The 25,610-nt window shown below is 66.2% G+C and carries 22 protein-coding genes; 14 read left to right on the top strand and 8 right to left on the bottom strand.

The features are described 5' to 3' along the window. Positions 1-66: 66 nt before the first annotated feature. The 6 genes from AC5P68_RS00740 (at position 67) to AC5P68_RS00715 (ending at position 5,073) form a co-directional block, all read left to right on the top strand. Positions 67-369 (top strand): Mpo1-like protein, encoded by a 303-nt coding sequence (locus AC5P68_RS00740; RefSeq protein WP_033833429.1) that lies wholly within the window; start codon positions 67-69, stop codon positions 367-369. Positions 370-435: 66 nt separating this feature from the next. Continuing rightward, the gene (locus tag AC5P68_RS00735; RefSeq protein WP_322534950.1) at positions 436-1,395 is read left to right on the top strand and encodes an SPFH domain-containing protein; all 960 of its coding nucleotides are present in this window, start codon (positions 436-438) and stop codon (positions 1,393-1,395) included. Position 1,396: 1 nt separating this feature from the next. Then, on the top strand, positions 1,397-1,843 hold the full coding sequence (locus tag AC5P68_RS00730) for an NfeD family protein (RefSeq protein WP_049454216.1): 447 nt from the start codon (positions 1,397-1,399) through the stop codon (positions 1,841-1,843). 359 nt (positions 1,844-2,202) lie between these two features. Beyond that, positions 2,203-3,315, top strand: coding sequence for a glycine cleavage system aminomethyltransferase GcvT (gcvT, locus tag AC5P68_RS00725; RefSeq protein WP_049402546.1), 1,113 nt, complete (start codon positions 2,203-2,205; stop codon positions 3,313-3,315). Between the two features lie 93 nt (positions 3,316-3,408). Beyond that, a complete protein-coding gene (gene gcvH, locus AC5P68_RS00720) occupies positions 3,409-3,804 on the top strand; it encodes a glycine cleavage system protein GcvH (protein WP_005410701.1) in 396 nt (131 codons plus the stop codon). Positions 3,805-4,578: 774 nt separating this feature from the next. Continuing rightward, a complete protein-coding gene (locus AC5P68_RS00715; RefSeq protein ID WP_049402545.1) occupies positions 4,579-5,073 on the top strand; it encodes a hypothetical protein in 495 nt (164 codons plus the stop codon). 119 nt (positions 5,074-5,192) lie between these two features. Here AC5P68_RS00715 and AC5P68_RS00710 read toward each other — a convergent pair whose 3' ends face one another. After that, positions 5,193-6,086 carry a LysR substrate-binding domain-containing protein gene (locus tag AC5P68_RS00710; protein ID WP_005414244.1) on the bottom strand — a complete coding sequence of 298 codons (894 nt, stop codon included), beginning with the start codon at positions 6,084-6,086 and terminating at the stop codon, positions 5,193-5,195. 114 nt (positions 6,087-6,200) lie between these two features. Between AC5P68_RS00710 and AC5P68_RS00705 the strand changes: the two genes are divergently transcribed. Continuing rightward, a complete protein-coding gene (locus AC5P68_RS00705; RefSeq protein WP_033834038.1) occupies positions 6,201-6,959 on the top strand; it encodes an SDR family NAD(P)-dependent oxidoreductase in 759 nt (252 codons plus the stop codon). A 99-nt stretch (positions 6,960-7,058) separates the two neighbouring features. Here the strand turns inward: AC5P68_RS00705 and AC5P68_RS00700 are convergent, their stop codons facing one another. Beyond that, positions 7,059-8,459, bottom strand: a complete 1,401-nt coding sequence (locus AC5P68_RS00700) for a serine hydrolase domain-containing protein (protein WP_005410697.1) — start codon at positions 8,457-8,459, stop codon at positions 7,059-7,061. Between the two features lie 324 nt (positions 8,460-8,783). Between AC5P68_RS00700 and AC5P68_RS00695 the strand changes: the two genes are divergently transcribed. Then, on the top strand, positions 8,784-10,073 hold the full coding sequence (locus tag AC5P68_RS00695) for an NTP/NDP exchange transporter (RefSeq protein WP_172958442.1): 1,290 nt from the start codon (positions 8,784-8,786) through the stop codon (positions 10,071-10,073). 42 nt (positions 10,074-10,115) lie between these two features. Beyond that, positions 10,116-10,466, top strand: a complete 351-nt coding sequence (locus tag AC5P68_RS00690) for a DUF1304 domain-containing protein (protein ID WP_043034500.1) — start codon at positions 10,116-10,118, stop codon at positions 10,464-10,466. 510 nt (positions 10,467-10,976) lie between these two features. On the opposite strand, the gene AC5P68_RS00685 is transcribed toward AC5P68_RS00690, so the two are convergent. The 3 genes from AC5P68_RS00685 to AC5P68_RS00675 form a co-directional block, all read right to left on the bottom strand. Continuing rightward, positions 10,977-11,444 (bottom strand): hotdog fold domain-containing protein, encoded by a 468-nt coding sequence (locus AC5P68_RS00685; RefSeq protein ID WP_005410693.1) that lies wholly within the window; start codon positions 11,442-11,444, stop codon positions 10,977-10,979. Positions 11,445-11,520: 76 nt separating this feature from the next. Beyond that, on the bottom strand, positions 11,521-13,998 hold the full coding sequence (locus tag AC5P68_RS00680) for an acyl-CoA dehydrogenase (protein WP_005410692.1): 2,478 nt from the start codon (positions 13,996-13,998) through the stop codon (positions 11,521-11,523). After that, complete coding sequence (locus tag AC5P68_RS00675; protein ID WP_231522729.1) at positions 13,995-14,912, bottom strand: alpha/beta fold hydrolase; 918 nt, start codon at positions 14,910-14,912, stop codon at positions 13,995-13,997. Before AC5P68_RS00675 ends, AC5P68_RS00680 begins: the two co-directional genes overlap by 4 nt. 141 nt (positions 14,913-15,053) lie before the next feature. Here AC5P68_RS00675 and AC5P68_RS00670 point away from each other — a divergent pair, with 141 nt between their 5' ends. Together AC5P68_RS00670 and AC5P68_RS00665 are read left to right on the top strand one after the other, a co-directional pair. Next, positions 15,054-15,653, top strand: coding sequence for a TetR/AcrR family transcriptional regulator (locus AC5P68_RS00670; RefSeq protein ID WP_231522728.1), 600 nt, complete (start codon positions 15,054-15,056; stop codon positions 15,651-15,653). A gap of 230 nt (positions 15,654-15,883) precedes the next feature. Beyond that, complete coding sequence (locus tag AC5P68_RS00665; RefSeq protein WP_033834033.1) at positions 15,884-18,841, top strand: TonB-dependent receptor domain-containing protein; 2,958 nt, start codon at positions 15,884-15,886, stop codon at positions 18,839-18,841. A gap of 219 nt (positions 18,842-19,060) precedes the next feature. Here the strand turns inward: AC5P68_RS00665 and AC5P68_RS00660 are convergent, their stop codons facing one another. Then, positions 19,061-19,873 carry an XOO1806 family protein gene (locus tag AC5P68_RS00660; protein ID WP_024956328.1) on the bottom strand — a complete coding sequence of 271 codons (813 nt, stop codon included), beginning with the start codon at positions 19,871-19,873 and terminating at the stop codon, positions 19,061-19,063. Positions 19,874-20,022: 149 nt separating this feature from the next. Then, positions 20,023-20,916, bottom strand: a complete 894-nt coding sequence (gene hslO, locus AC5P68_RS00655) for an Hsp33 family molecular chaperone HslO (RefSeq protein ID WP_005410687.1) — start codon at positions 20,914-20,916, stop codon at positions 20,023-20,025. Between the two features lie 77 nt (positions 20,917-20,993). Here hslO and mtgA point away from each other — a divergent pair, with 77 nt between their 5' ends. The 3 genes from mtgA to AC5P68_RS00640 are packed head-to-tail and all read left to right on the top strand — an operon-like array spanning position 20,994 to position 23,200. After that, on the top strand, positions 20,994-21,743 hold the full coding sequence (mtgA, locus tag AC5P68_RS00650; protein WP_005410686.1) for a monofunctional biosynthetic peptidoglycan transglycosylase: 750 nt from the start codon (positions 20,994-20,996) through the stop codon (positions 21,741-21,743). A 46-nt stretch (positions 21,744-21,789) separates the two neighbouring features. Next, on the top strand, positions 21,790-22,809 hold the full coding sequence (locus AC5P68_RS00645; protein WP_033834031.1) for a glycosyltransferase family 2 protein: 1,020 nt from the start codon (positions 21,790-21,792) through the stop codon (positions 22,807-22,809). Next, complete coding sequence (locus AC5P68_RS00640) at positions 22,769-23,200, top strand: CBS domain-containing protein (protein WP_033834030.1); 432 nt, start codon at positions 22,769-22,771, stop codon at positions 23,198-23,200. Before AC5P68_RS00645 ends, AC5P68_RS00640 begins: the two co-directional genes overlap by 41 nt. Positions 23,201-23,610: 410 nt before the next feature. Here the strand turns inward: AC5P68_RS00640 and AC5P68_RS00635 are convergent, their stop codons facing one another. After that, a complete protein-coding gene (locus AC5P68_RS00635; RefSeq protein ID WP_164124369.1) occupies positions 23,611-25,584 on the bottom strand; it encodes an AsmA family protein in 1,974 nt (657 codons plus the stop codon). Positions 25,585-25,610 lie beyond the last annotated feature (26 nt).

Raw genomic sequence — 25,610 nt, 5'->3', positions numbered from 1 at the left:
TGGCTCGGCGCCACAAGGTCAGCGATGGTGCATGATGGCGACGCCCCTGGTTCCCGGAGCACGCGCATGTCCCGCTTCGCCAGCTTCCGCGAGTTCTATCCGTTCTACCTCAGCGAGCATCGCCACCCGGTATCGCGCCGGCTGCACTTCATCGGCAGCTGCGGGGTGTTGCTGCTGGTTGCGGCGGCAATCCTGCGCGGGCAAGCCATCCTCGTGCTGGCCGCCCTGGTCTGCGGTTACGGCTTCGCCTGGGTCGGTCACTTCTTTTTCGAGAAGAACCGCCCGGCGACATTCCAGCACCCGCTGTACTCGTTCATGGGCGACTGGGTGATGTTCGCCGACATCCTGCGCGGGCGCATGCCCTGGTAGCTCCGCTGTGAATGCGGCCTTCACGCGCTATGCTGGGGCCTGGACGTCATAGATAAGGAAAGCAAGATGTTCCCGACCATGTTCTTTACCGTGGTGCTGGCCTTCGTGGCCGTGGTGATCCTGTTCAAGGCGGTACGGATGGTGCCGCAGGGCTACGAGTGGACCGTCGAGCGCTTCGGGCGCTACACGCACACCATGAGCCCCGGCCTGCACTTCCTGATTCCGATCGTGTACGGGGTCGGGCGCAAGGTGAACATGATGGAGCAGGTGCTGGATGTACCCAGCCAGGAAGTGATCACCAAGGACAACGCCGCCGTGCGCGTGGACGGCGTGGTGTTCTTCCAGGTCCTGGATGCCGCCAAGGCTGCCTATGAGGTGGCCAACCTGGAAGTGGCGATGATCGCCCTGGTGCAGACCAACATCCGTACCGTGATCGGTTCGATGGACCTGGATGAATCGCTCAGCCAGCGCGAGGTGATCAATGCCCAGCTGCTGAGCGTGGTCGACCATGCCACCAACCCGTGGGGTGTGAAGGTCAACCGCATCGAGATCCGCGACATCCAGCCGCCGCGCGACCTGCTGGATGCGATGGCGCGGCAGATGAAGGCCGAGCGCGAGAAGCGCGCGCAGATTCTAGAGGCAGAGGGTTCCCGCCAGTCGGAGATCCTGCGCGCCGATGGCGAAAAGCAGGCCACCGTGCTGGAGGCCGAAGGCCGTCGCGAAGCCGCGTTCCGCGATGCCGAGGCGCGCGAGCGCCTGGCCGAGGCCGAAGCGATGGCGACCAAGGTGGTGTCGGCGGCGATTGCCGAGGGCGACGTGCAGGCGATCAACTACTTTGTTGCGCAGAAGTACGTGGAAGCGTTCAAGGAGCTGGCCAGTTCGCCGAACCAGAAGCTGGTGCTGATGCCGATGGAGGCCAGTGGCGTGATCGGTTCGATCGCCGGCGTGGCCGAACTGGCGAAGCAGGCGCTGGCCAGCCAGGACAACAAGGCCGCGGGCAAGCGGCCGCCGCCGCTCGGAGGCTGACATGCGCTGGGAAGTCGTCGGTTGGGGCGCGCTGGCGCTGCTGCTGTTTGCCGCCGAGGCGTTGGCGCCCGGGGCGTTCATGCTGTGGATCGGCATTGGCGCGGCGGCGGTGTTCGTACTGGTTGCGGTGTTCAGCGGCATTCCATTGCTGTGGCAGGTCGTTGCCTTCGTCGTGCTGAGCGTTGTCTCGATCCAGTGCTACCGGCGCTGGGGCAAGGCAAGGGCGCGACCCAGCGATGCACCGTTGCTCAACCGCCGCGCCGAACAACTGGTCGGACGGGTGGTGCCGTTGCAGCAGGGTATCGTTGGTGGGCAGGGCCGGGTCAGCATCGACGACGCGTACTGGCAGGTCAGCGGCCCGGAACTGCAGGCCGGTGCCATGGTGCGGGTGGTAGCGGTGCAGGGCAGCACGCTGGTGGTCGAGTCTGCTGCGGGTAGAGTCGACTGATAGTCGACTGGCATGTGTTGGGTCGGGCGGGTTGGGTTCGGGGTACACGCCGTAAACCCCGCTCCGCGGTCCGGCCCAGCCGCTGGCGGCTGCGCGTTCGGGCGCTTGCGAAGCAGTGCTTCGCAAGCAAAGCGCCCCCAGGGATGGGATCACGGCGTGTCCCGCTCGCCCATACCGCTCCGGCCAAGCCGTCGACTTCGCCGAGCCGATACGCTTTGGCTGTTGCCGTTGCCTGGCCTGTAAAAGGCGCCCGCCGGCCGCAGGCCGGCCAAACACCCCCCGCTGCGCTGCGGCGCGACCTGCAGGCGACCGATCTGGGATAATGGGCATTCTTGTTTCCTCTGCTGCCGGACCCGGTCATGACCCAGAAGACGCTGCTCAACGATACCCACCGCGCCCTTGGCGCCAAGATGGTCGATTTCGGGGGTTGGGACATGCCCATCCACTACGGCTCGCAGCTGGACGAGCACCACCTGGTGCGTCGCGAGTCGGGTGTGTTCGACGTCAGCCACATGACCGTGGTCGACCTGCGCGGTGACCAGGTCAAGCCGTTCCTGCGCCGCCTGTTGGCCAACTCGGTCGACAAGCTGAAGGTCACCGGCAAGGCGCTGTACTCGTGCATGCTGAATCCGCGCGGCGGCGTCATCGACGACCTGATCGTCTACTACCTGGGCGAGGATTTCTTCCGCATGGTGGTCAATGCCTCCACCCGCGAAAAGGACCTGGCCTGGCTGCGCGAGCAGGCTGCGCCGTTCGGCGTCACCGTCGAGCAGCGCCCGGACCTGGCCATCCTCGCCGTGCAGGGCCCGCAGGCGCGCGACATCGTGATCGGCCTGGCCCGCGAAGCCGACCGTGCCGCGTTGACCAAGCTGGGTCGCTTCGCCGCCCTGCAGGTGCAGTCCGACGACGGCGCCGAACTGTTTGTCGCCCGCACCGGTTACACCGGCGAGGACGGGTTCGAGATCCTGCTGCCGCAGGACGCGGTGGTCGCGTTCTGGAACCGCCTGCTGGCGGCGGGCGTGAAGCCGGCCGGTCTCGGCGCACGCGACACGCTGCGCCTGGAAGCCGGCATGAACCTGTATGGCCAGGACATGGACGAAGAGATCAGCCCGTACGAAGCGGCGCTGGCCTGGACCGTGTCGCTGGACGAAGGCCGCGACTTCATCGGTCGCGACGCGCTGGAAGCGCAGAAGGCTGCAGGCACAGCACGCCAGATGATCGGCCTGGTGATGGACGAGAAGGGCGTGCTGCGCCATGGCCAGGCGGTGACCACCGCTGGCGGCCAGGGCGAGATCCTGTCCGGCACCTTCTCGCCGACCCTGGCCAAGGGCATCGCTTTTGCCCGCGTGCCCGCCGGTGAACTCGGCGAGGTCACCGTCGACATCCGCGGCCGGCAGGTGCCCGTGCGCGTGGTCAAGTTCCCGTTCGTGCGCGAAGGCCAGGCCCAGCCCGGCGTGCTCGCCGACGCCTGATCCGGACATGCCGGTCGTCACTGACAGCAGTGGCGGCCGGTTGGTTACACTAGCCCCGTTTTTTCCACCCCTGCATATCTCTGGAGCAGTCCCATGAGCGAGATCCCCGGCGACCTCAAGTTCCTCAAGTCCCATGAGTGGGCCCGTGTCGAAGGCAATGGCCGCGTCACCGTCGGTATTTCCGACCATGCCCAGGGCCTGCTGGGTGACCTGGTCTACGTCGAACTGCCGGAAGTCGGCGCCGACGCCAAGGCCGGCGAACAGATCGCCGTCGTCGAGTCGGTGAAGGCCGCCTCGGACGTCTACAGCCCGATCAGCGGCAAGGTTGTCGAGGTCAACTCGGCCCTGTCCGACAAGCCGGAAACCATCAACGAAGATGCCTACGGCGAAGGTTGGATGTTCGTGGTCGAACTGACCAACGCTGAAGAGGTCAACGAGCTGCTGGACCCGGACGCGTACGCCGAAGCCCTGGAGAACGACGACCACTGAGTCGTCGTTTCCGGGTTCTGCAACGGCCACCTTCGGGTGGCCGTTTTTGTTTTGGCGAGTACGTCGGCTCATGACGCAGGGTTTGCTGCGCGCCCTCGACGCGGCATCAGCAGACCCGCGAACGGTACCGAGGGGCGTGCGCAGTTTTGCGCAAATCCGCGTTTCCGCCCCGCGCCGACGCGTCCGGATGTGAAAACTTTTCGCCCCCCGTTGCGGTGCCGTTGTGCTGGCGCTGGTGCCGGCGCCGGCCGGTGCCGGCGTTGCGTGCATGCAGTGGCCGCCAACATGCATGCATCTGCGCAGAGTGCCTATTTCAAGTGGTTTTTGTTCAACGCTTGCGTTGTTGTTGCTGCAGGCAACGCGCGTGCGTGGTGCTTTGTTGGTCGTCGAGGGCGGAGCGTCGCGACCGTGCAGGCAACACCGCGGATGGCGCGGATGTGAAAATTTTTCGCGGGGGTTGTTGACAGTAAAAAAAACCGTGATTAGGTTTCGCCTCAGCAGACCTTGCCTGCCAAACCGAGTGCGCAGAATCAATCGTCCGATGCGAAGCAGCCCCTTCAAGACCACCGCGACCCAGATGACGGTGGACATGGCCCCGCTTCCCCCGGAGAAATGCAAGGCACCTCCCGTTCCGATGCCCGCTCCGCCGATCGAGGCGGGCATTGCCGCATCCGTAACGGCGCGCTTGACGCGCCGGCGGTCCCCGCACGCAGCATCCGCGGGTTTGATCCACCTGGGCGTTTCAACTCCCTATCACTGACGAGGAGCCATCCCATGGCAACCAAGAAAGCTGCGAAGAAAAAGCCCGCCGCCAAGAAGGCGGTGAAGAAGGTCGCGAAGAAGGCCGCTGCCAAGAAGGCAGTGAAGAAGGTCGCGAAGAAGGCGACCGCCAAGAAGGCAGTGAAGAAGGCTGCGAAGAAGGTCGCCAAGAAGGCCACTGCGAAGAAGGCAGTGAAGAAGGCGGCGAAGAAGGTAGCCAAGAAGTCTCCTGCCAAGAAGACCGCGAAGAAGGTAGCCAAGAAGGCCACCAAGAAGACTGCCAAGAAGGCAACGGCCCGCAAGCCGGCCAAGAAGGTCGCGAAGAAGGCGACTGCCAAGAAGGCCGTCAAGAAGACCGCCAAGAAGGCAGTGAAGAAGACCGCGAAGAAGGCCACCAAGAAGGCTGCCCCGAAGAAGGCAGCGAAGAAGGTTGCCAAGCGCAAGCCGGCCGCCCGCAAGAAGAAGGCCGCTCCGGTCGCTCTGCCGGCAACCCCGGCGCCGCTGATCTAAGTACTTCCCGATAGCCGCATCCTGAAACCCCTTCCCTGGCTGCCCAGCGGGGAGGGGGTTTTTTTATGGGGCCATTGGCAGCGTCGAGCCATGCTCGACCGCCTTGCTGACGGTCGATGCTAGCGGTGCGGCGCCGGTGGAAAGCGCTCCACCAGGAAATCGATGAAGCTGCGCAGGCGGGTCGAGGGGTAGCGGTCGTGGGCGTAGACCACGTGCATCGGCCGCCCCGCGTGGCCGTGTTCGGGAAACAGCTGCACCAACCGCCCAGCCTCGACATCCGCGGCCAGAAGCAGTGCCGATTGCAGCACGATGCCCAGCCCATGCAGCGCCGCTGTACGCAGCGCTTCGCCGTTGTTGATCTGCAGCCGACCTGTGGGCACATGGCCGAGCCCGCCAGCATCGGCCTGCAGCCACTGCGCCAGCGCGCTGGGTTCGAAGGACAGGCATTGGTGCCGGGCAAGCGCCAGCAGGTCGGAGGGCGTACCGTGCCGGGCGAGGTATCCGGGCGAGGCGCACATCATCAAGCGATACGGTGCCAATGCACGCGCCACCAGCACGCTGCTGTCGGCCAGCGTGCCGATGCGCAGGGCTGCTTCGAAACCCTCCTCTGCGAGGTCGACCACGCGGTCGGTCAGCACCGCGTCGACACGCACGTCGGGGTAGCGCGCCATGTAATCGGCCAACGCCGGCACCAGCGCATGCGTGCCGAAGATCACCGGCGCGCTGATGCGCAGCGTGCCTGCGGGTGCAAGGTGCTGGTACTGGGCCTGAGCATCGGTTTCCTCCACCAGGCGCAGGATCTCCCGGCAGCGGGCGTAGTAGTCCTCGCCGAACGGCGTCATGTGCTGGCGCCGGGTGGTACGACTGAGCAACTGCATGCCCAGCCGCGCCTCCAACGCACGCAGGTGCTTGCCGGCCATCGTCGGGGAGATGGCCAGTGCTGCCGCTGCAGCGCTGAGGCTGCCCTTGTCCACGATCAGCACGTACACCTGCATGCTTTCCAGCAGGTTCATCTGAAACTCCGGGTGTTGAATGCTGAAACTTTTGCGGAGTTTATCAATCACGGGTGATCAAACAGCATGCACTGCAGGGGCCGGATCCACCGGCCGTGCTGAAAGGAGAACACGATGGATTTGAATCTTGAGGGACGCACAGCGCTGGTCACCGGGGCGGGCAGTGGGATCGGTGCCGCTGTCGCCAGGCAACTGGCCGCGCAGGGCGTACGTGTTGCCATCTCGTCACGGCGGCAGGCACCGCTGCAGGCGCTGGCGGCAGGGATCGAAGCGGCGGGCGCACCCGCGCCGATCATCCTGCTGGGCGATGTCACTGACGCCGGGGACGTGCGACGCATTGCTGACGCGTCGCTGGCGGCGTTGCAGCGGGTGGACATCCTGGTCAACGCGGCTGGCGGTTCGCGGCCAACGACCGTCGATGCAGCCGACACGATCTGGGAGGAGGCATTGGCGCTGAACTTCTCTGCCGCACGACGGCTGACCCAGGCACTGCTGTCGGCGATGCAGGCGCAGGGATGGGGGCGGGTGATCAACTTCAGCGGTTCGATGGAGCCCCGTTCGGTGAATGCCGCCACCGCGGCGAAGGCAGCGCTGCATCTGTGGAGCAAGGGGCTGTCGTCGGAGGTGGCCGGGCAGGGCATCACGGTGAATGCCATTGCGCCGGGTCGGATCAACAGCCCGCAGATCCTGGACCGCCTGCATCCCACCGAGGAAAGCCGACGCGCGTTCATCGCCAGTAACATCCCGATCGGACGCTTCGGTGAGCCGGAAGAAGTGGCGCCGCTGGTGGCATTCCTCGCCTCGCCGCTGGCCGGTTACATCACCGGTGCAGTGATTCCGGTGGACGGCGGCATGCACTACTTCGCGCATTAGCGCTGCGTTTGTAGAGGCGAGCGCGGCTCGATTCCACAACAGCCAACAAAAAGGGCGGCCTGCAGGCCGCCCTTCATGCTCACGGTCGCGCCCGCCTGATCAGCGCGGCGACGCCACCGCGCGGTTGCTCGAAGCGCCCTTGCCCTTGCGCTTGTCCTGCTGCGCCGGGCTTGCACCTTCGGCCATCAGGTTGTCGCTGCCGAAGTCGGTGTCCACATCCAGCCAGCGCTGTGCCGGCAGGCCGAGCGCGGAATCGAGCACGGTCGGCAGCAGGCCGCTGGGCAGGCCGCTCTCGCCATTCCACATGATGGCGATGCCGAGATCGCGTTCGGGGACCAGCGCGACCAGGCCGCGGTAGCCCTGTACGGCACCGGCATGGAACACCACGTCGTGGCCGGCGTAGTCGAAGGTGCGCCAGCCCAGCGCGTAGCCGGCCGAGTGCAGGCGCTCGCGGCGCCAGCCCGAACGCATCTCGCCGGGGGTGTTGATCAGGCTCGAATGCAGGGTAGCCAGCAACGGTGCCGGCAGCACATCGGGGCGATGGCCGGTGTGCGCCAGCAGCCACTGCGCCATGTCGCTGGCGCTGGCGTTGACGCCAGCCGCCGGGGCAACACGGTAGTAGGTCGGCTTCGGTGTCAGCGACACCCAGCCGTTGCGGCTGCGCACGTGCGGGCGAGCCCAGCGCGAGCTGGCCTGGATGCCGGCCAGGCCGAGGCTGGCATCGTTCATGCCCAGCGGCTTGAAGATGCGGCGCTCGACCGACTGCTCGTAGAAGCTGCCGGAGGCGGCATAGACGACGTCGCCGATCAGGCTGAAGGCCACGTTCTGGTAGGCGTAGCAGTCGCCCGGCAGGCACTTCAGGCTGGTGTTGGCCAGCTTCTGGGTCAGCGCGTAGTACTCGGCGTTGCCTTCGATGTCGCGGTCGTAGGCGTTGTAGGGCAGGCCGACGCGGTGGCTGAGCACATCGGCCACGGTCAGGCGGTCGGTGGCTTCGGGCGAGTTGAGGCGGAAGCCCGGCACGTAGTCGGTGACCTTGCTGTCCCAGCGCAGCGTGCCATCGTTGACCAGCAGTCCGGCCATGGTGCCGGCGAAGGCCTTGGACAGCGAAGCCAGGCGGAACACGGTGTGGGCGTCGACCGGCAGCGGATTGTTGACGTCGGTAACGCCATAGCCGCGCGCGCTGAGGATGCGGCCGCCCTGCACGATGGCCACGGCCATGCCCGGCACGCGCTCGCCATAGGTGAGCTGCTGCGCCATCGATTCGATATTGGCGACGTTGAAGCCTGCGGCGGGCGCCTGCACCTGCGGCACCAGCCCGGTACGGTAGGCCGCCGGCTGGGTGTGGGCAACGGCGGTGGCCGCAGCGGACTCGATGTTGGCCGGCATCGGCGGCAACGGCGGCGGGGTCTGCGCGGTGGTGGACAAGGCAACAGGCATCAACATGCCCAGCAAACCGGTGGCCGCCGAACGGATCGGACGACGCAGGCTGTTCTTTTTCATCGGTGGGACCCGTGCGCGACTGCTGATGGCGATTCTAGCGCCGCTTTTCCTCTGTGCACAAACAAAGCGAAGATGAATGCGCATCTCGTTGAAAAAGTTGGGATTTTGACGCCTCGAAGGCGTGTATCGGAACGTGTCATCCGGACCCGGTCATGACACCGCGTTGCGGCCTTCAGACGGCCACCTGCTGGCGATGTTGCAGTGCATTGGATAACGTACGCGCTTCACCGCCCCGGAGCTTGCCATGCCGCTGTCCAACCGCCGTCATCTGGCGAGGGACGCCGCGTGAGCGCGGTACGAGGGAAGGGCCCGCTGCAGGGGCTGATGGCGGCACTGCGCGAGTCCCCGGCGCTGTGGTGGTCGTTCCTGTACTTCTTCTGCCTGCTCAGCGGCTACTACGTGCTGCGTCCGGTGCGTGAAGCCATGGCCGCCTCGGCGGACCTGGAAACGGTGTTCCCGCCAATGCTGATTGCCTGGTTCGCCGGTCACGGCATCGCGCTGAAGGACTTCGTCCTGCAGTTCCTGTTCTCCTGTGTGTTCGTGATCATGCTGGTGCTGCAGCCGGTGTACGGCTGGCTGGTCAGCCGCTTCCCGCGACGGGTGTTCCTGCCGGCGGTGTATGGGTTCTTCATCGTGACCCTGCTTGGCTTCTACATGATGTTCGACAGCGGCGTGCCTGGCCGCGGCATGGCTTTCTTCTTCTGGATCACCGTCTTCAACCTGTTCGCAGTGGCGGTGTTCTGGAGTTTCATGGCCGATGTCTTCTCCAATGTGCAGGCCCGGGCCTTCTATGGCTACATCGGCGCGGCGGGCACCGTCGGTGCCTTCCTTGGTCCGGTCATCACCAGTGCGCTGGTGCAGCGCGTGGGCATCGCCAACCTGATGCTGGTGTCGGCCGGTTTCCTGGCGATCTGCTTGTTCTGCATCTGGCGCCTGCGGCACTGGGCGGTGCTGCGCGAGCAGGAGCAGCAGTTGGTATCGGGTGAGAAGCCGATGGGCGGCAGCGTGCTGGATGGCCTGAAACTGATCGTGCGCGAGCCGTTGCTGCGCTGGCTGGCGATCATGGTGGTGTTCGGCGTGGGCGTGGGGACGCTGCTCTACAACCAGCAGGCTGCGATCGTGCGTGCGGCGTTCACCGACCCGGCGGCCAGTACCGCGTTCTTCTCGCGCATCGACCTGGCGGTGAACGCGCTGGCGCTGCTGATGCAGGTGGGCCTGACCCGCTGGCTGCTGTCGCGCCACGGCATCGCGCCGGCGCTGCTGATTCCCGGTTTCGCGATCCTGATCGGCTTCTCGGTTCTGGCAGCCTCGCCGATGCCGTTGATGGTCGCGGTGGTGCAGGTGATGACCCGCGCCAGCGAATTTGCACTGGCCAAGCCGGCGCGCGAGACCATCTACACGCGCGTGGACCGGCAGTGGCGCTACAAGGCCGGCGCAGCGATCGACACCGTGGTCTACCGCGGTGCGGACCTGAGCTTTGCCTGGGTGCACAAGGGCCTGTCATTGTTCGGCTCGCACGTGGTGTTCATCGGCGGCATGCTGGTGGCCGCGTGCATGACCGCAGCCGCGTTCGGTGTACTGCGCGAAGAAAAGAAACTGCCGCGCGACCGCTGATTTTCCGGGGCCCGATCCCCATCCCTGTCCAAGGAACTGCCCATGTACTGGATCGCACTCACCCTGACGTTGCTCGTCGCCCTGCTGCACGTCTATTTCCTGGTGCTGGAGATGTTCCTGTGGACCCGCCCGCTGGGCCTGAAGACCTTCCGCAACACGCCGGAGAAGGCGGAGACCACGCGGGTGCTGGCGGCCAACCAGGGCCTGTACAACGGCTTCCTGGCAGCAGGCATCGTGGTGGGGCTGGTGATCGGGCAGCCGGTGCTGGTGACGTTCTCGCTGGCCTGCGTGGTGGTGGCAGGGTGCTATGGCGCCTACAGCGTGAGCCGCCGCATTTTCATGATCCAGGCGGTGCCGGCGATCCTGGCGTTGGTGTTTCGCGCGGTGGCGTAGTTTCCAGCCAACGGCGCAGCCCCTCGTGGGTTGGTCGCGGAATGCGGGTCGTGGATCTGGCCGGGCGGATGGGCTGGGCAGGGGACGCCGTAAACCCGTCCCTGGGGGCTTGGCCGCGGCATCCATGCCGCGGACACCCCTGCCCAGCCCATCCGCCCGACCCCGGACAGGTTCCGTGTGCGGCCAGCCCACGGAGAAGAAAAAGAAGATCAAGAGCAACAGCGGGTCGCTGCGCTCGTGGGTTCTGCGCGCACGAAAAAAGCGGCCGAAGGGCCGCTTTTGCTTTTGCTTTTGCTTTTGATCTTTTTTTTCTTCCGTGGGTGGACGCCGCAGAAATCTGTCAGAGGCTGGGGGCGGTGAGTTCGCGGGGGTGTCCGCGGCATGGATGCCGCGGCCAAGCCCCCAGGGACGGGTTCACGGCGTCCCCCGCGAACTCACCGCCCCCAGCCAAACCAAGGCTTTCCGCGATCAACCGTCCACCCACGAGGGGCTGCGCCGTTCGTCGGAACACTACTTCGCCGGCGACATCCACATGTCGATGACCGCGCTGAACACCTCCGTCCCCGCGCGGTCGCGCACACTCACCGTCACCGGCAGTGCATAGCCCTCGGCAGCGGCCACGATCGGCTGGGCCGGCAATGCCACCGCCTGCAGCATGCCCCGTGCCTTTGCCAGGTACTGCACCTGCATCCCCTTCGGAATCCAGCGCATGCCCTTCGGCAGCGAGGCGTCGACCATCAGCCCGGCGGTCAGTTCGGCCAGGTTGCACATCGCGATCGCGTGCACCGTGCCGATGTGGTTGCGCACCCTGCGGCGGTCGGCCAGCGTGCCTTCGCAGCGGCCGTGTTCCAGGCGGGTGATGCGCGGCGCGATGCTGGCGAAGTAGGGCGCCTTGAAGCAGACCGCGCGCGAGAACAGCCAGGTGCCGGCAGGCCAGCGTTGCAGCCGGTGGTAGAGCGAGAGCAGAGGCGTGGACATGGTCGGTGTTCCGGTCGTCGGATAGAGCGACGGCGGGCCGAGGCCCGCCGTCGAAGGCAACGCGTATCGCGGGCGATCAGGCGGCCTGCGAATGCGGATCCTTGTGCTGGCGGTCGTAGTAGCTGGCCGCGCGCAGTTCGTGGGTGTCGAAGTCGTCCACGGTGATCGTATCCAGAGTCAGCGTGCGCAGCTCTTCCAGCAGGCTGCGCTCGTCCTGGGTGATCACGCCCTCGGCCACGGCTTCGTCCAGCTGGCTCTTGAAGTCCAGCGCCTCGATGCCCTTGCTCTTCAGCGCCTTCAGGAACTTGCGCTCCACCGGCTCGGCCATGATCGCCTTGCTCAGGTAGCTGTTGATGCGGCCACCCGGGTTGTTCTCGCACGGGGTCAGGAACACGCCACTGGCCAAGCGGTCGCGGGCTTCGTTCGGCGCCATCAGCAGGGCGGCGACGCGGCGGCTCAGGCGGTCGCCCGGGGCCTCGGCACGACGGCCCAGCGGGAAGATCAGCGCCCACATCAGCCAGCCGATCGGACGGATCGGGAAGTTGCGCAGGGCCGCCGACAGCGATTCCTCGATCTTGTGCACGCTGTCATGGAAGGCCCAGGCCAGCAGCGGCTGGTCGGCCTGCGGTGCGCCCTCGTCGTGGTAGCGCTTGAGCATGGCGCTGGTCATGTAGACGTGGCTCAGCACGTCGCCCAGGCGGCCGGACAGCGATTCCTTGAACTTCAGCTTGCCGCCGAGGGTCATCATCGAGATGTCGGCCATCAGCGCCAGGTTGGCCGAGTAACGGTCCAGCTTGCGGAAGTAGCGGCGGGTGTAGGCGTCACCCGGGGCGGCGCCGAAGCGCGCGCCGGTCAGGCCAAACCAGAACGAGCGCACGGCATTGGAGATGCCGAAGCGGATGTGGCCGAACAGGCTGCGGTCGAAGTCCTGCAGGCCGGCACGGGTATCCGGATCCTGCGCGGCCTTCATTTCCTTCAGTACCCACGGGTGGCAGAGGATCGCACCCTGGCCGAAGATCAGCAGGCTGCGGGTCATGATGTTGGCGCCTTCCACGGTGATCGCGATCGGCGCGGCCTGCCAGCTGCGGCCGGCGAAGTTGCGCGGCCCCAGGATGATGCCCTTGCCGCCGATCACGTCCATCATGTCCGAGATCACTTCGCGGCTCATGGTGGTGCAGTGGTACTTGGCGATGGCCGACGGTACCGACGGCACGTCACCACGGTCGACTGCAGCAGCGGTGGCCTGCGACAGCGCGCTGATCTTGTACGCCTTGCCGCCGATGCGGGCCAGCGCTTCTTCCACGCCTTCGAAGCGGCCGACCGACAGGCCGAACTGCTTGCGGATGCGTGCATAGGCGCCGGTCACGGCGGCACCGGCCTTGGCTCCGCCACTGGCGGTGGACGGCAGGGTGATCGAGCGGCCCACGGCCAGGCACTCGTTGAGCATGTTCCAGCCCTTGCCGGCCATGGCCGCGCCACCGATCAGCTGGGTCAGCGGAATGAACACGTCCTTGCCGCGGATCGGGCCGTTCTGGAACGTCGAGTTCAGCGGGAAGTGGCGACGGCCGATTTCAACGCCGGCGGTGTCGCGCGGCAGCAGGCCCAGGGTGATGCCGATGTCGCGGGTGTCGCCGATCAGGCCATCCGGGTCGTACATGCGGAAGGCCAAGCCGATCAGCGAAGCGACCGGGGCCAGGGTGATGTAACGCTTGTCGAAGGTCAGCTTGACGCCGAGCACCTGCTCGCCGTTCCACTCGCCCCTGCAGACGATGCCGTAGTCTGGAATCGAGGTGGCGTCGGAGCCGGCGAACGGACCGGTCAGGCCGAAGCAGGGCACTTCGCGGCCATCGGCCAGGCGCGGCAGGTACTGGTCCTTCTGTTCCTGGGTGCCGTAATGCACCAGCAGTTCACCCGGGCCCAGCGAGTTGGGCACACCGACGGTGGAGCTGACCACCGAGGACACCGAGGCCAGCTTCTGGATCACCTTGTGGTGGGCCAGCGCAGAGAAGCCCAGGCCGCCATATTCCTTCGGGATGATCATGCCGAAGAACTTGTTCTTCTTGATGAAGGCCCACAGCTCCGGCGGCAGGTCAGCGTGGACGTGGGTGATTTCCCAGTCGTTGACCATCGTGCACAGCTCTTCGACCGGGCCATCGAGGAAGGCCTGTTCTTCGGCGGTCAGCTGCGGCTTGGGGTAATTGAGCAGGATGTTCCAGTCCGGATCACCGGTGAACAGTTCGCCCTCGAAGCCAACCGAGCCGGTTTCCAGCGCGATGCGCTCGGTCTGCGACAGCGGCGGCAGCACCTTGCGGAACACCTTCATCATCGGGCCGGTCAGCAGCGGCTTGCGGATGAACGGCAGCAGCAGCGGCACGGCGATGACGGCCAATACGGCGGCAGCCACGATCGTGGCGGTCTGGTTGACGTAGGGAATGAACCAGCAGGCGACCAGCAGGGCCACGCTGATCAGCGTCCAGGTAACCAGCCGCATGCGGTGGTAGGCGACGAACGCGCCTGCCAGCAGCAGGGCGAGGAAGGGAAGAACGATGCTCATGAGCGTGCTCCGGTGACGTGCTCGTTTGTGGCGGACGAAGCTGCAGCATCCGCTGCGGGCAACACGTCCAGATAGTCCAACACAGTAGCGGTAAAGGCGTCGTTGTCATCGCCGGCGACCATGTGCGTGGCCTGCGGCAGCTGTACATGACGCGCGTGCGGCGCCAACGCCAGGAATTCGGCCACGGTCTGTGGCGTGACCAGGTCGCTTCGGCCGCCGCTGACCAGCAGCAGCGGGCACTTCACCTGGCGTGCGGCCTCGGCCAGCGCATCCTGGTGCTGCTCGCTGTCGCGCGCCAGTTCGGCCACCAGGCGCGGGTCCCAGTGCCAACGCCAGCGGCCGTGGCCGTCCTCGCGCAGCAGTGCGCGCAGCGACTGCTCGGATTTGCGCGGACGGTGCGGCATGTAGGCCGAGATCACATCGGCGGCCTGGGTGAGCGAGGCAAAGCCGTCGGGATGGGCGGTCATGAAGGCCAGGATGCGTTCAACACCGGCGGTATCCCAACGCGGGGTGATGTCCACCAGCACCATTGCCGAGAACAGGCCCGGCCAGCGCGATTCGGCCAGCAGGCCGAACAGGCCGCCCATCGAGGCTGCGACCAGCACCGGCGGGCGTGGCTGTTCCCCGGCCAGCACGATCAGGTCATCAGCGAACTGCTCGCCGTGATAGGGCAGTTCGGCAGAATTCCAGTCCGAATCGCCGTGGCCACGGGCGTCGTAGGCCAGCGTCTGCAGCCCCGCCGCAGACAGGGCCCGCGCGGGGGCGTTCCATGCGTGCCGGGTCTGGCCGAAGCCATGCGCGAACAACACGCGGCCACGGCGGCCGTGGTCGCTGGCGGTTGCGGCCAGGCGTGTGCCATGGGCGGCCTCCAGGCGAAGATCATGGAACGCAGCGGGAGTAGGGGACGTAACCATACTTGCTAGTATGGATCGCTTGCGAGGGAAGTCAATACTGCACGGTATGGTGCGCTGCGGCAGGTGCCCAGGCGGGCGTCGCGACGGTTTCGGCCGCAACCGCGTACTGCAACGAACCCCGGCGTATGGTTAAATCAGCCCATGAATCAACCTGACGCTTCCGCCGGCGAACCGCGCGCCGGCCGCAACAGCCGCCTGAGTGCCGAAGACTGGGCCCAGGCCGCTCTCGATCTGATTGCTGAACAAGGTGTGGGTGCCGTCGCGGTGGAACCGTTGGCGCGGCGCCTGGGTGTGACCAAGGGCAGTTTCTACTGGCACTTCCCCTCGCGTGATGCACTGCTGCAGGCGGCGCTGGAACGCTGGGAACTGTTCGAACAGGAACAGGTGTTCGGCAGCCTGGAGGACGTGCCGGATCCGCGCGTGCGCCTGCGCCAGCTGTTCCAGATGGTCGCGCACGAAGTGCAGCCGCACATCATCTACAGCGAACTGCTGAAGGCGCTGGACCACGCGATGGTGCGCCCGGTGATCGACCGCGTTTCGCAGCGCCGGCTCGACTACCTGGTTGCTTCGTTCCGCCAGGCCGGGCTCAGCTCCACCGATGCACGGCATCGCGCGCGCCTGGCCTATGCCGCCTACGTCGGCTTCCTGCAGCTGTCGCTGCAGCTGCAGCAACCCAAGCAGGCCCGCGAGGATTTCGAGGCCTATGTCGAGCATCTGATCGAGACGCTCATTCCCAGCTGAATGGGAGATTGGCGCCCTGCAAGTGCCGAATGCGCCTTGCAGGCGACCTCAATGCGCCAACGTATGTCGTGGTGAGGCTGGTTTCACGCGATTTGGGCATTTTCTTAACGACTCTTTAATTCCAGATCAAGTGTGGCTACTATCGGGTCACCAGCCGTTTTTTGTGCCTCCCTTTTGGGGCACGTCGGTTGGACTCAGCACACAACCCAAGATCCATGGAGAGAGAGCCCATGAAGTTGAACAGCAACAAGCTGCGCGATGCAGTGTGCGTTGCGCTGGCCGCCAGCGCCGCATCCGTTGCCGGTACCGGGGTGGCGTCTGCCCAGACCGCCACCAACCTGGACCGCATCGAAGTCACCGGTTCGCGCATCCGTACCGTCGACGTCGAAACCGCCCAGCCGGTCCTGACCCTCAACCGCGCTGACATCGAGAAGCAGGGCTTCTCGTCGGTCGCTGACATCCTGCAGAACATCAGCGCCGTGGGTACGCCGCCGATCAGCCGTGCCCAGCCGCTGTCCTCGGGCGAAGCCGTCGGCGGCACCTACATCAGCCTGCGTGACCTGGGCGCCACCCGCACCCTGGTGCTGCTCAACGGCAAGCGCCTGGGCATCACCACCGGTGGCCTGCAGGACATCTCGACCGTGCCGGTCTCGGCCATCGAGCGCATCGAAGTGCTGAAGGACGGCGCTTCGTCGATCTACGGTTCCGATGCCATCGCCGGCGTCATCAACATCATCACCCGTACCAACTTCGAAGGCGCCACCGGCAGCGTCTACTACGGCCAGTACAGTGAAGGCGACGGTGCCACCCGCACCATGGACTTCACCATGGGCGTGAAGGGTGAGCGCGGTTCGCTGACCATCGGTGCCGAGTACGCCAAGGAAGACAAGGTGCGGGCGGCCGATCGTCCGTACGGTGCGTTCCCGCGCAGCTCCAACCACCCGGACTTCGGTTGGACCACCGTCGGTGAGTTCGGCGGTTTCGTCAGCCGTCCGGCCGATGGCCTGCCGGGCGTCACCTATCCGGCCGCCAGCGCATCCAACCCGAACCGCGAAGTGCGCGTGATCCTGCGTGAGGGTGGCAACGCGAACAACAAGGCCGACTACGTCGCGCAGAACGTCAACAGCTTCTCCACCAAGGACAAGACCAACACCAACCTGCAGACCGACCTGCGTACCCCGCAGGAACGCCGTGCAGTGTTCGTCGATGGCATCTACGACCTGACCGACAACGTGCGCCTGCGCACCAACATGCTGTACAGCTTCCGCGATTCGAACCGCCAGATCGCCGGCTACCCGTACGGCGCACTGGCCTTCGGTTCGCCGATTTCGGCCAGCAGTGTGTTCAATCCGCTGGGTGCTGACATCGCCAACTGGTGGCGTCGTACTTCGGAAGTGCCGCGCAACACCCGCGCCGAGCTGACCACCTTCCGCTTCAGCGGCGGCCTGGAAGGCAGCTTCGAGTTCTCCGACCGCCTGTTCGACTGGGATGTCGGCTACCTGTACAACAACAACAAGCTGGTCCAGACCAGCACCGGCGACCTCAACCTGACCGCGCTGCGTGCGGCGGTGGGTCCGTCCTTCATCAACAGCAGCGGCGTGGCGCAGTGCGGTACCGTGGCCAACCCGATCGGGCTGAACCAGTGCGTGCCGTACAACCCGTTCCTGCATGCCGGCATCCAGAGCAACGGTGCCAACGGCGCATTGACCGGCAACACCGCCCTGCAGAACCTGCTGTTCCCGTCCGCGCACTCCACCGCCGAGACCACCACCAAGGTCATCACCGCCAACCTGGCCGGCAGCCTGTTCACCCTGCCTGCCGGCGACCTGGGCTTCGCCGTGGGTGTCGAGCACCGCAAGGAAACCGGCAGCTTCAGCCCGGACGCGCTGGTGCAGTCGGGCAACACCTCCGGCCTGGCCAACTTCCCCACCGGTGGTGGCTACAAGGTTGACGAAGTCTATGCCGAGTTCAACGTGCCGATCCTGGCCGACCTGCCGGGCGCCCGCGAGCTGAGCCTCAACGCGGCCACCCGCCATTCGGACTACGACACCTTCGGCACCACGCTGAACAGCAAGTTCGGCTTCAAGTGGAAGCCGATCGACTCGCTGCTCATCCGCGGTACCTGGGCGGAAGGCTTCCGTGCCCCGACCATCGCCGACCTGTACAGCGGCGGTTCGCAGTCGTTCGACTTCTTCACCGATCCGTGCGATTCGGTCTACGGTGCGGCGCGCACCAATCCTGCGGTGCGTGCCCGTTGCGCCGCCGCACTGCCGGCCGGCGTAAATGCAGCCAACTTCCGCCAGCAGCAGCAGGGCTTCACCCCGACCACCGCTGCATCGTCGCAGACCCCGCTGGCCTTCGTCTCCGGCTCCAACGACCAGCTGACCCCGGAAACCTCGACGTCCAAGACCCTGGGCTTCGTCTGGAGCCCGGGTTTCATCCAGAACTTCAACATGTCGCTGGACTGGTGGGAAATCCGCGTCGAGAACACCATCATCTCGGACACGGCCAACCTGATCCTCAACGACTGCTACATCAACGACATCGCGGCACGCTGCTCGGCGTTCACGCGTGACCCGGTGACCGGCATCGTCAACAACCTCAAGCGCACCGGCATCAACGCCGGTTACCGCGAGGTGGAAGGCTTCGACCTGGATGTCAGCTACCGCCTGCCGACCGATCGTTTCGGCAACTTCAGCGCGCAGTGGACCAGCACCTACACCTCGCGTGATGACCTGGTCACCACCAAGAACGCGGTCACCCACCCGAACCCCCGCACCGGCGTGGGCTGGGCTGGCTACGCCTTCCGCGTGCGTTCGAACCTGAACCTGGGTTGGGAAATGGGTGACTTCGGCGCCAGCTGGACCGTCCGTTACTTCTCCGGCATGAAGGAAGCGTGCCTGAGTGCCGTGACGTTCCCGGAAGAGTGCAACCTGCCGAACTACGCTTCGCCGAACAACCAGGGCGTGGCGGTGGGCAGCGCGACCAACCAGCGTGGCGCGACCGTATTCAACGACGTCCAGCTGCGCTGGAACGCACCGTGGAATGCGACCGTGGCCGTGGGTGCCAACAACGTGTTCGGCCGCGTGGGCCCGACCATGTACAGCCAGCCGAGCGCGAACGTCTCCTACTACGGTGGCTTCGACATCGGTCGCTTCCTGTACATGAAGTACACCCAGCGCTTCTGATCGCGGCGTAATATGTATGTGTGACATGGCCACGCCCCGAAAGGGGCGTGGCTTTTTTCATGGGGCAGCCAGGCTTGATGGCGCAGGCCTTTGCGCAGCCGTGCTGGACCAGGCCGCGCACAGGCGCTTGCGCATCGCCGCGTGGTGGCGGCGAGGTGTCATTACGGGGATGGGCGAAGGGAGCGCGCGCGGAAACGTCGCGGTGAGGCAGCAGGGAGCTTACAGGTCCTGCTCGTAGCGCACGTACGGCACGGTGCCGTCGTCGTTGCTTTCGTTGCGTGGCGAGAACGGATTCTTGCCGCGGCTGATCACGTTCTCGGCGCCCACGGTGAGCTGGCCGGACCATGGCGTGCGCCAGGTCAGGCCGATACCCAGGCCTTCCCACTTGCCGGGCTTGCCGGGCACGTCGATGACGCGGCCGATGATGCTGCCGGTGAAATTGCCGTAGCCGGCGCCGATGCTCAGGCTCTTGCTGTCCCAGCGGTCGGCAATGGCCGGCGAGGCGTCGGCCAGCGGTACCAGGCGGGCCTTGGCGTAGGTGCCGGCAATGGACACGAAGCCTTCGCGGCCGATGTTCTTCTGTGCGAACACGGTCAGGTCATTCTGCTCGGCGCGCAGCGAAGGGGTCTTGTTCGGGCCTGCCAGCCATGCCGGCAGGGTTTCACGGCCGGTGCCGGCGGTGATGCCGAGGCGGCTGCTGCCACGGTTCAATGCGGCGGTGCCGGTGAAACGCCGGCTGTTGAGGTCGTCCTCGTCGCCGAGGCTGGCCAGCATGCAGTGGCTGGCCAGGCCGCTCATGCTGGTCCCGCTGCTGCTGCAGAGCAGGCCCAGCGAATCGCCGGAGGACAGGCCAAAGGCCGCATCCAGCGAGTTGCGGCCGAAATGCCAACGCGCCCCGGCCGCCTGCTCACCGGTCGGCTCCAGGTACAGCAGGGCCTCGACCTTGCCGCTGCCCTTGTTCCATACCGGCAGCACGGTGCGGGTGTCCTTGCTCTGCGCATGCACGCCCGTGATCGCGCCAAGGGCGATCATCATGGCCAGCGGTAGACGCAGGAAGGTACGCATCGGACCAGTTCAGACAGGGACGGACAACGGAAGTTCCCGTGGGGACGGGAACTTGATCGTAGGGTGTTTATGAATTCTTAACAAGCCTTGATCCTCCCCAGGTACAAGACTGCCGTTCATTGAAGCCGTTCAGGCGCCGGTACAGCCCCCTGGGCGCCGTGGAACAGTATGCCGAACTCCGTCAATGGAAAGTGATACTCACGCCCGCAGAATTCGCAACGGACCTCGACGGCGCCGGTGTCTGCAGCCGCTGCACGGGCCTCCTCCTCACCCAGCGACTGCAGCATCGCCGCCACCCGCTCGCGGGAACAGGAGCAGGCAAAGGACAGCGGCTTTTCGCCCATCAGCGCCGGCTTCTCCTCGTGGAACAGGCGGTGCAGCAGCTGCTCGGCCGGGGTGGCCAGCAGTTCAGCCTTGCCCAGGGTCTCGAACAGGGCGCTGGCGCGCGCCCAGCCGTCCTCGTCGCCCTCGTCGCCCGGCAGCTTCTGCAGCAGCAGGCCGGCGGCACCATTGCGGTCGGCCGCCAGCAGCAGGCGGGTCGGCAGCTGCTCGGACTGGCGGAAGTAGTCCTCGAAGGCCTCGTCCAGTTCCGGCGCGGTCAGTCCGACCAGGCTCTGGTAGCGCTGTGGTTCACGCGGGTCCAGGCCGGGGTTCTCGATGGTGATGGCGAGGATCGCGTCATCGCCCAGGCTGGACAGGTCGCGCGGCGCGTCGCCGCCTTCGCTGAGCTGGGCGATGCCGCGCAGGGTGCCGGCGGCGGTGCATTCGGCGAACAGGGTGCGCAGGGCAGTGCTGCTGCGCAGCTGGATCGACAGGCGTCCATCGATCTTGGTATGGCCGGTGAACAGCGCCGAGGCCACGCAGGCCTCGCCGAGCAGTTCGGCGGCGGTATCCGGGTACTCGGCGTGGGACAGGATTTCCTGCCAGGTGGCCTGCAGGTGCACGTGGACGCCGCGGACGCCGGCGTCGGGGAGCAGGAAGCGGATCAGGGAATCGGAGTTGGCGGTCATCGGCTCACATCGCGCGTAAACGGGGGCAGTTGCCGGATAATGCGCCGACAACCAGATAGAAGAAGGATGCACCAGTAATGGGGGCAGGGGGAGAGCAGCACAAGGTGGAAGCTGTCGTAGAAGGCCCGCGCCGCAGGCGCTGGCGCTGGAAACGGCTGCTGTGGCTGCCGGTGCTGCTGGCTGCTTTCAGCTGCCTGCAGGTCCTGGTGCTGCGGTTCATCGACCCGCCCGTGTCCATGGTGATGCTGTGGCGCTATGGCGAGGCGCTGGGCGAGGCCGATTGGTCCTATCGCCTGCATTACCAGTGGCGCGACCTTGACCAGATGGCGCCGAGCCTGCCGATTTCGCTGGTGGCCGCCGAGGACCAGCGTTTCCCCGACCACAACGGCTTCGACCTGCAGGCCATCGAGAAGGCCCGCGACCACAATGCCAAGGGCGGGCGACTGCGTGGCGCCAGCACGATCAGCCAGCAGGTGGCCAAGAACCTGTTCCTCTGGCAGGGCCGCAGCTGGATCCGCAAGGGGCTGGAGGTCTGGTACACCGTGCTGATCGAAGCGCTGTGGCCAAAGGAGCGCATCCTGGAGATGTACGCCAACATCGCCGAGTTCGGTGATGGCGTGTACGGAGCTCAGGCGGCGGCGCAGAAGTTCTGGGGCAAGGACGCGGCCAGGTTGAGCCCGGCCGATAGCGCGCGGTTGGCGGCGGTGCTGCCGGCACCGCGGCGCTACAACGCCGCAAAGCCAGGGCCGTACGTGCAGCGGCGCGCCGCCTGGATCCAGCGCCAGGCACGGCAGCTGGGCGGGGCCGCGTACCTTTCGGAAGAGTGAGCGCGCGCCGCCTGATCTACGGCCGGCGGCAACGTACAATCCGGGCATGACCCGCGAACGGCTCACTTTCGTCATCGCCGCCTACAACGAGGCCCTGGCACTGCCGTTGCTGCATCCGCGGTTGTGCGCGGTGCTCGACGCGCTGCCCGACATCGACGGCCACATTCTGTACGTGGACGACGGCAGCCATGACGGGACCTGGGAAGTGATCGCCCGCCTGGCCCAATCCGACGCGCGGGTCTCCGCGCTGAAGCTGTCGCGCAATTTCGGCAAGGAAGCCGCACTGACCGCTGGCCTGGACCTGGTGCGCGAAGGGGCGGCGATGATCCTGGATGCTGATGGCCAGGACCCGCCGGAGCTTGTGCCGCAGTTCGTCGCGCGCTGGCGCGAGGGCCATGACAACGTCTATGGCACGCGCCTGGCGCGCGATGGCGAGGCCTGGATCAAGCGTGCCACGGCGGCGATCTTCTACCGCGTGATGGGGCGCCTTTCGCGTACGCCGATCCCGGCCGACACCGGGGATTTCCGCCTGCTGTCACCACGCGCGCTGAGTGCGCTGCGCGAGATGCGTGAGCGCCATCGTTTCATGAAGGGGCTTTTCAGCTGGGTGGGTTTCAAGCGCGTGGCGGTGCCCTATCACCGCCACGCACGCGTGGCCGGCACCAGCAAGTTCAGCCTGTGGCGGCTGTGGAACTTCGCCCTGGAGGGCATCACCGGGTTCTCGACCGTGCCTCTGCGCGCGGCGACCTACCTGGGGCTGGCAACCGCGGCGGTGGCCTTCGTGTTCGGCATGTGGGTGATCGTCAAGGCCGCGCTGTACGGCGACCGGGTGGCGGGCTGGCCGACGATGATGGCGGTGATCCTGTTCCTGGGCGGGGTGCAGTTGATCGCGCTGGGCCTGATCGGTGAGTACCTGGGGCGCCTGTACGAAGAGTCCAAGCAGCGGCCGTTGTACCTGGTTGACGCGTGGCTAGCATCCGCCGTGGCAGACTCGGACCTGCAACCCACCCTCGGAGGGCAGGCAGATGACCACGGTACGGCAACTGTTGGACGGCAAGTCTCCTGAAGTACATGCGGTCGCGCCGGATGCGGCGGTGATCGATGCGATCCGGTTGATGGCGGAAAAGGGCATTGGCGCGGTCCTGGTGATGGACGGGCCGCGGTTGGTCGGGATCCTTTCGGAGCGCGATTACGCGCGCAAGATCGTGTTGCGTGATCGTTCTTCGCGCGATACGGCGGTGGCCGAGATCATGACGACGCAGGTGGTGACGGTGTCGCCGGGCGAACAGGTGGAGCATTGCCTGCAGCTGGTGACCGACTACCGCATCCGCCACCTGCCGGTGGTGGAGGGCGTGCAGGTGCTGGGGGTGATTTCCATTGGCGACCTGGTGAAGTCGGTGATCGATGCGCAGCGCAGGGAGCTGGATCAGCTGCAGCAGTACATCGTGGCGGGATGAGTTTTTCGCTGGCGGGCCTGCGGCCCGCCGGCCCGCTTTTCGAAGCTCAAAGCCAAAGCAGCGCCTTCCTGATACGTTGGGAGGCGGAGGGTGCGGCTGGGCAGGACCCTCCGCCTCTGGACACGTTCCCGCGAGCGCGGTGCGTTTCAGTGCCGGTCCCCCGCTCCTGGCAGATGCCAACCTTGGTTGGCATTGGCTTTTGATTCTGCTCTTTCTTTTGACTTTGAACTTCGCTCTCGTTCCGCGCGCGCAGGAAACTGTCCGGAGCCGGAGCAAGGCGGCAGGCAGGACCGTGAGGCGCATGGATGCGCCGACCGAGCCTACAGGGACGTATTTACGGCGTGTCCTGCCTGTCGCCTTGCTCCGGCTCTACGCGCGGGAAGGGAGGCGCCGCGAACAACGCTGTAACCCTACTTCGCATACTGCCCACCGCAGTTGGCATCCTTGCCCGGCCCCGGTTCAATCGTAGCCAGCAATGCCGCCGGCGGCGCGATGCTGCCCAGTGCCAGGGCCACCGCGCCGCGAATACCCAACGCCTTGAAGTCAGGGCGGAACGACGGGTCCTTGAACGTGCCGCTGATATGCAACGGTGACCGCAGTACCAGGATGCTCTTGTCCTTCGGGCGCGGTTTCAGCAGCAGGTCCAGGGTCTCGTCGCGCAGGCTGACCGTGCCTTCGCCGATGAGGATGGTATCGGTGGTGTCCACCGCCAGTGCCTGGCTGGTCATCAGGCCGTCCTGCACACCGAAGTCGGCGAAGGCGCAGCGCAGCGGAATCTGCTTGTCACCGGTCACCAGGAACTTCAGTGATTCGGTGATATCCAGCCCGGCCAGTTCCATCACCAGGTTGCCGACATGGCCACGGCCCATCGCCAGCCCGACCTTGCCGCTGCTGCTGCCGAGCATGGCGGCGATCGAGTTGCCGTGCCCGCTCAGGTCCACTTCGCCGCCGATGCCGCCCTTGGCCTGCTCGGCCAGCTTCGCATCCGGGAAAAGCTGGCCCAGCTGCACGCCGCGTACGCTGGCCCTCAACGCGGTGCGAATCTGCGCCTGGCGTGCATCCATGCGGATCGTGCTGCGGATATCGCCGCCGGCCACGCCGAAGTTCAGCGGGTCCAGCCGCAGCACGCCGTCATCCAGCAGCAGGTGCGCGTCCATGTCGTCCAGTGGCAACGAGGGCGCGTTGATGCGGTGGGCCTTCCAGCGCACGTCGGCATCCATCGCACGCAGTTTGCCCAGATTGTAGGGCGTGTCGGGCAATACCCGGCTGCTGGCGGCGATGCGGGCGGCCTGTGCCTTTTGTTCCGCGTTCGCGGTTTCGCCGCCGCCGGTCTTCGGTGGCGCTCCCACGAAGCCGGCCAGGTCATCGAAGTCCAGGCGCCTGGATTCCAGTGTCGCGGTCAGCCGTGGACGGTCGCGTCCCACCTCGAACTGCAGGTTGCCAGCGAGGTCGCTGTCACCGACCTTGCCGGTGAAGCTGTCGTAGCGCCAGACGTTGTGGTCGCGCTTCAGCCGTCCGTCCAAGGCGTAGGGCGGTGAGGGCGGGATGGCAATGCCGAGCAGCGGGTACAGGTCCGACAGGTCCTGCCCGCTGAGTGCGAACTGCAGGTCGAACACCCGCAGCTGGAACGGATTGGTCAGCGTGCCACTGGCCACCGCGTGGGTAGCGCCGGCGCGACCGTCGAGGTGGATGCGGAACGGGTGGTCGCTGTCGGTCAGTTCCAGCGGTGATTCGGTTCCACCGCGCAGGGTGAACGGGTTGCCCTGCCAGTGGCCTTTGCCCTGCACCAGCAGCGGCGGCGAGGCATCGGCCTGTTTCGGCTGACCGCTGCGCACGCCCACGCGGATGTCGGTGCGGCCCAATGCATCGATGAACTGCAGCCGACCATCGTCGATGCGCAGGCGTTTGAGCTGCGGGCTTGTGCCGCCGGCGCTGTCACCGAGGAAGTCCCAGTTGCCCGGCTCGCCCTTGCGCGGGGCGGTTTCCAGCAGCACGTCCGGCCGGGTCAGGCGCACCTCGGGCAGCTGCACGCTGCCGCGCAGCAGGGGCCAGACCCGCACGTCGATCTCGACGCGGTCTGCGCTGGCCATCTCAGGTTGTTTCGCCCAGCTGGCATTGGCGAAGGTGATCGCATCGGCGCGGATCGTGCTGGTGCGGCCGAGGTCGACATCAAGGTTCCCGATGTGCAGCACTCGGCCGGTGCGTGCCTGCACCGCGCGCTCCACCGGTCCCTTGAACCAGTTCCAGTCCCACAACGCGAGCAGTACCAGGATCGCCGCCAGCAGGAAAACCAGGATCGTGAGCCAGCGCCGGCCTCGTGGGCCGGGGCGGCGGAGGCGCCAGCGGGGCGTGCGCCTTGCGGCAGGGGAGGCGGCAGCATTCACGCTGCCATGGTTGCCCTCTGTTCGTG

Source organism: Stenotrophomonas sp. YJH_SMC_58 (genome assembly GCF_059369635.1).
The sequence above is the reverse complement of the archived record's forward strand: the minus strand, read 5'-3'. Positions and strand labels throughout refer to the sequence as shown.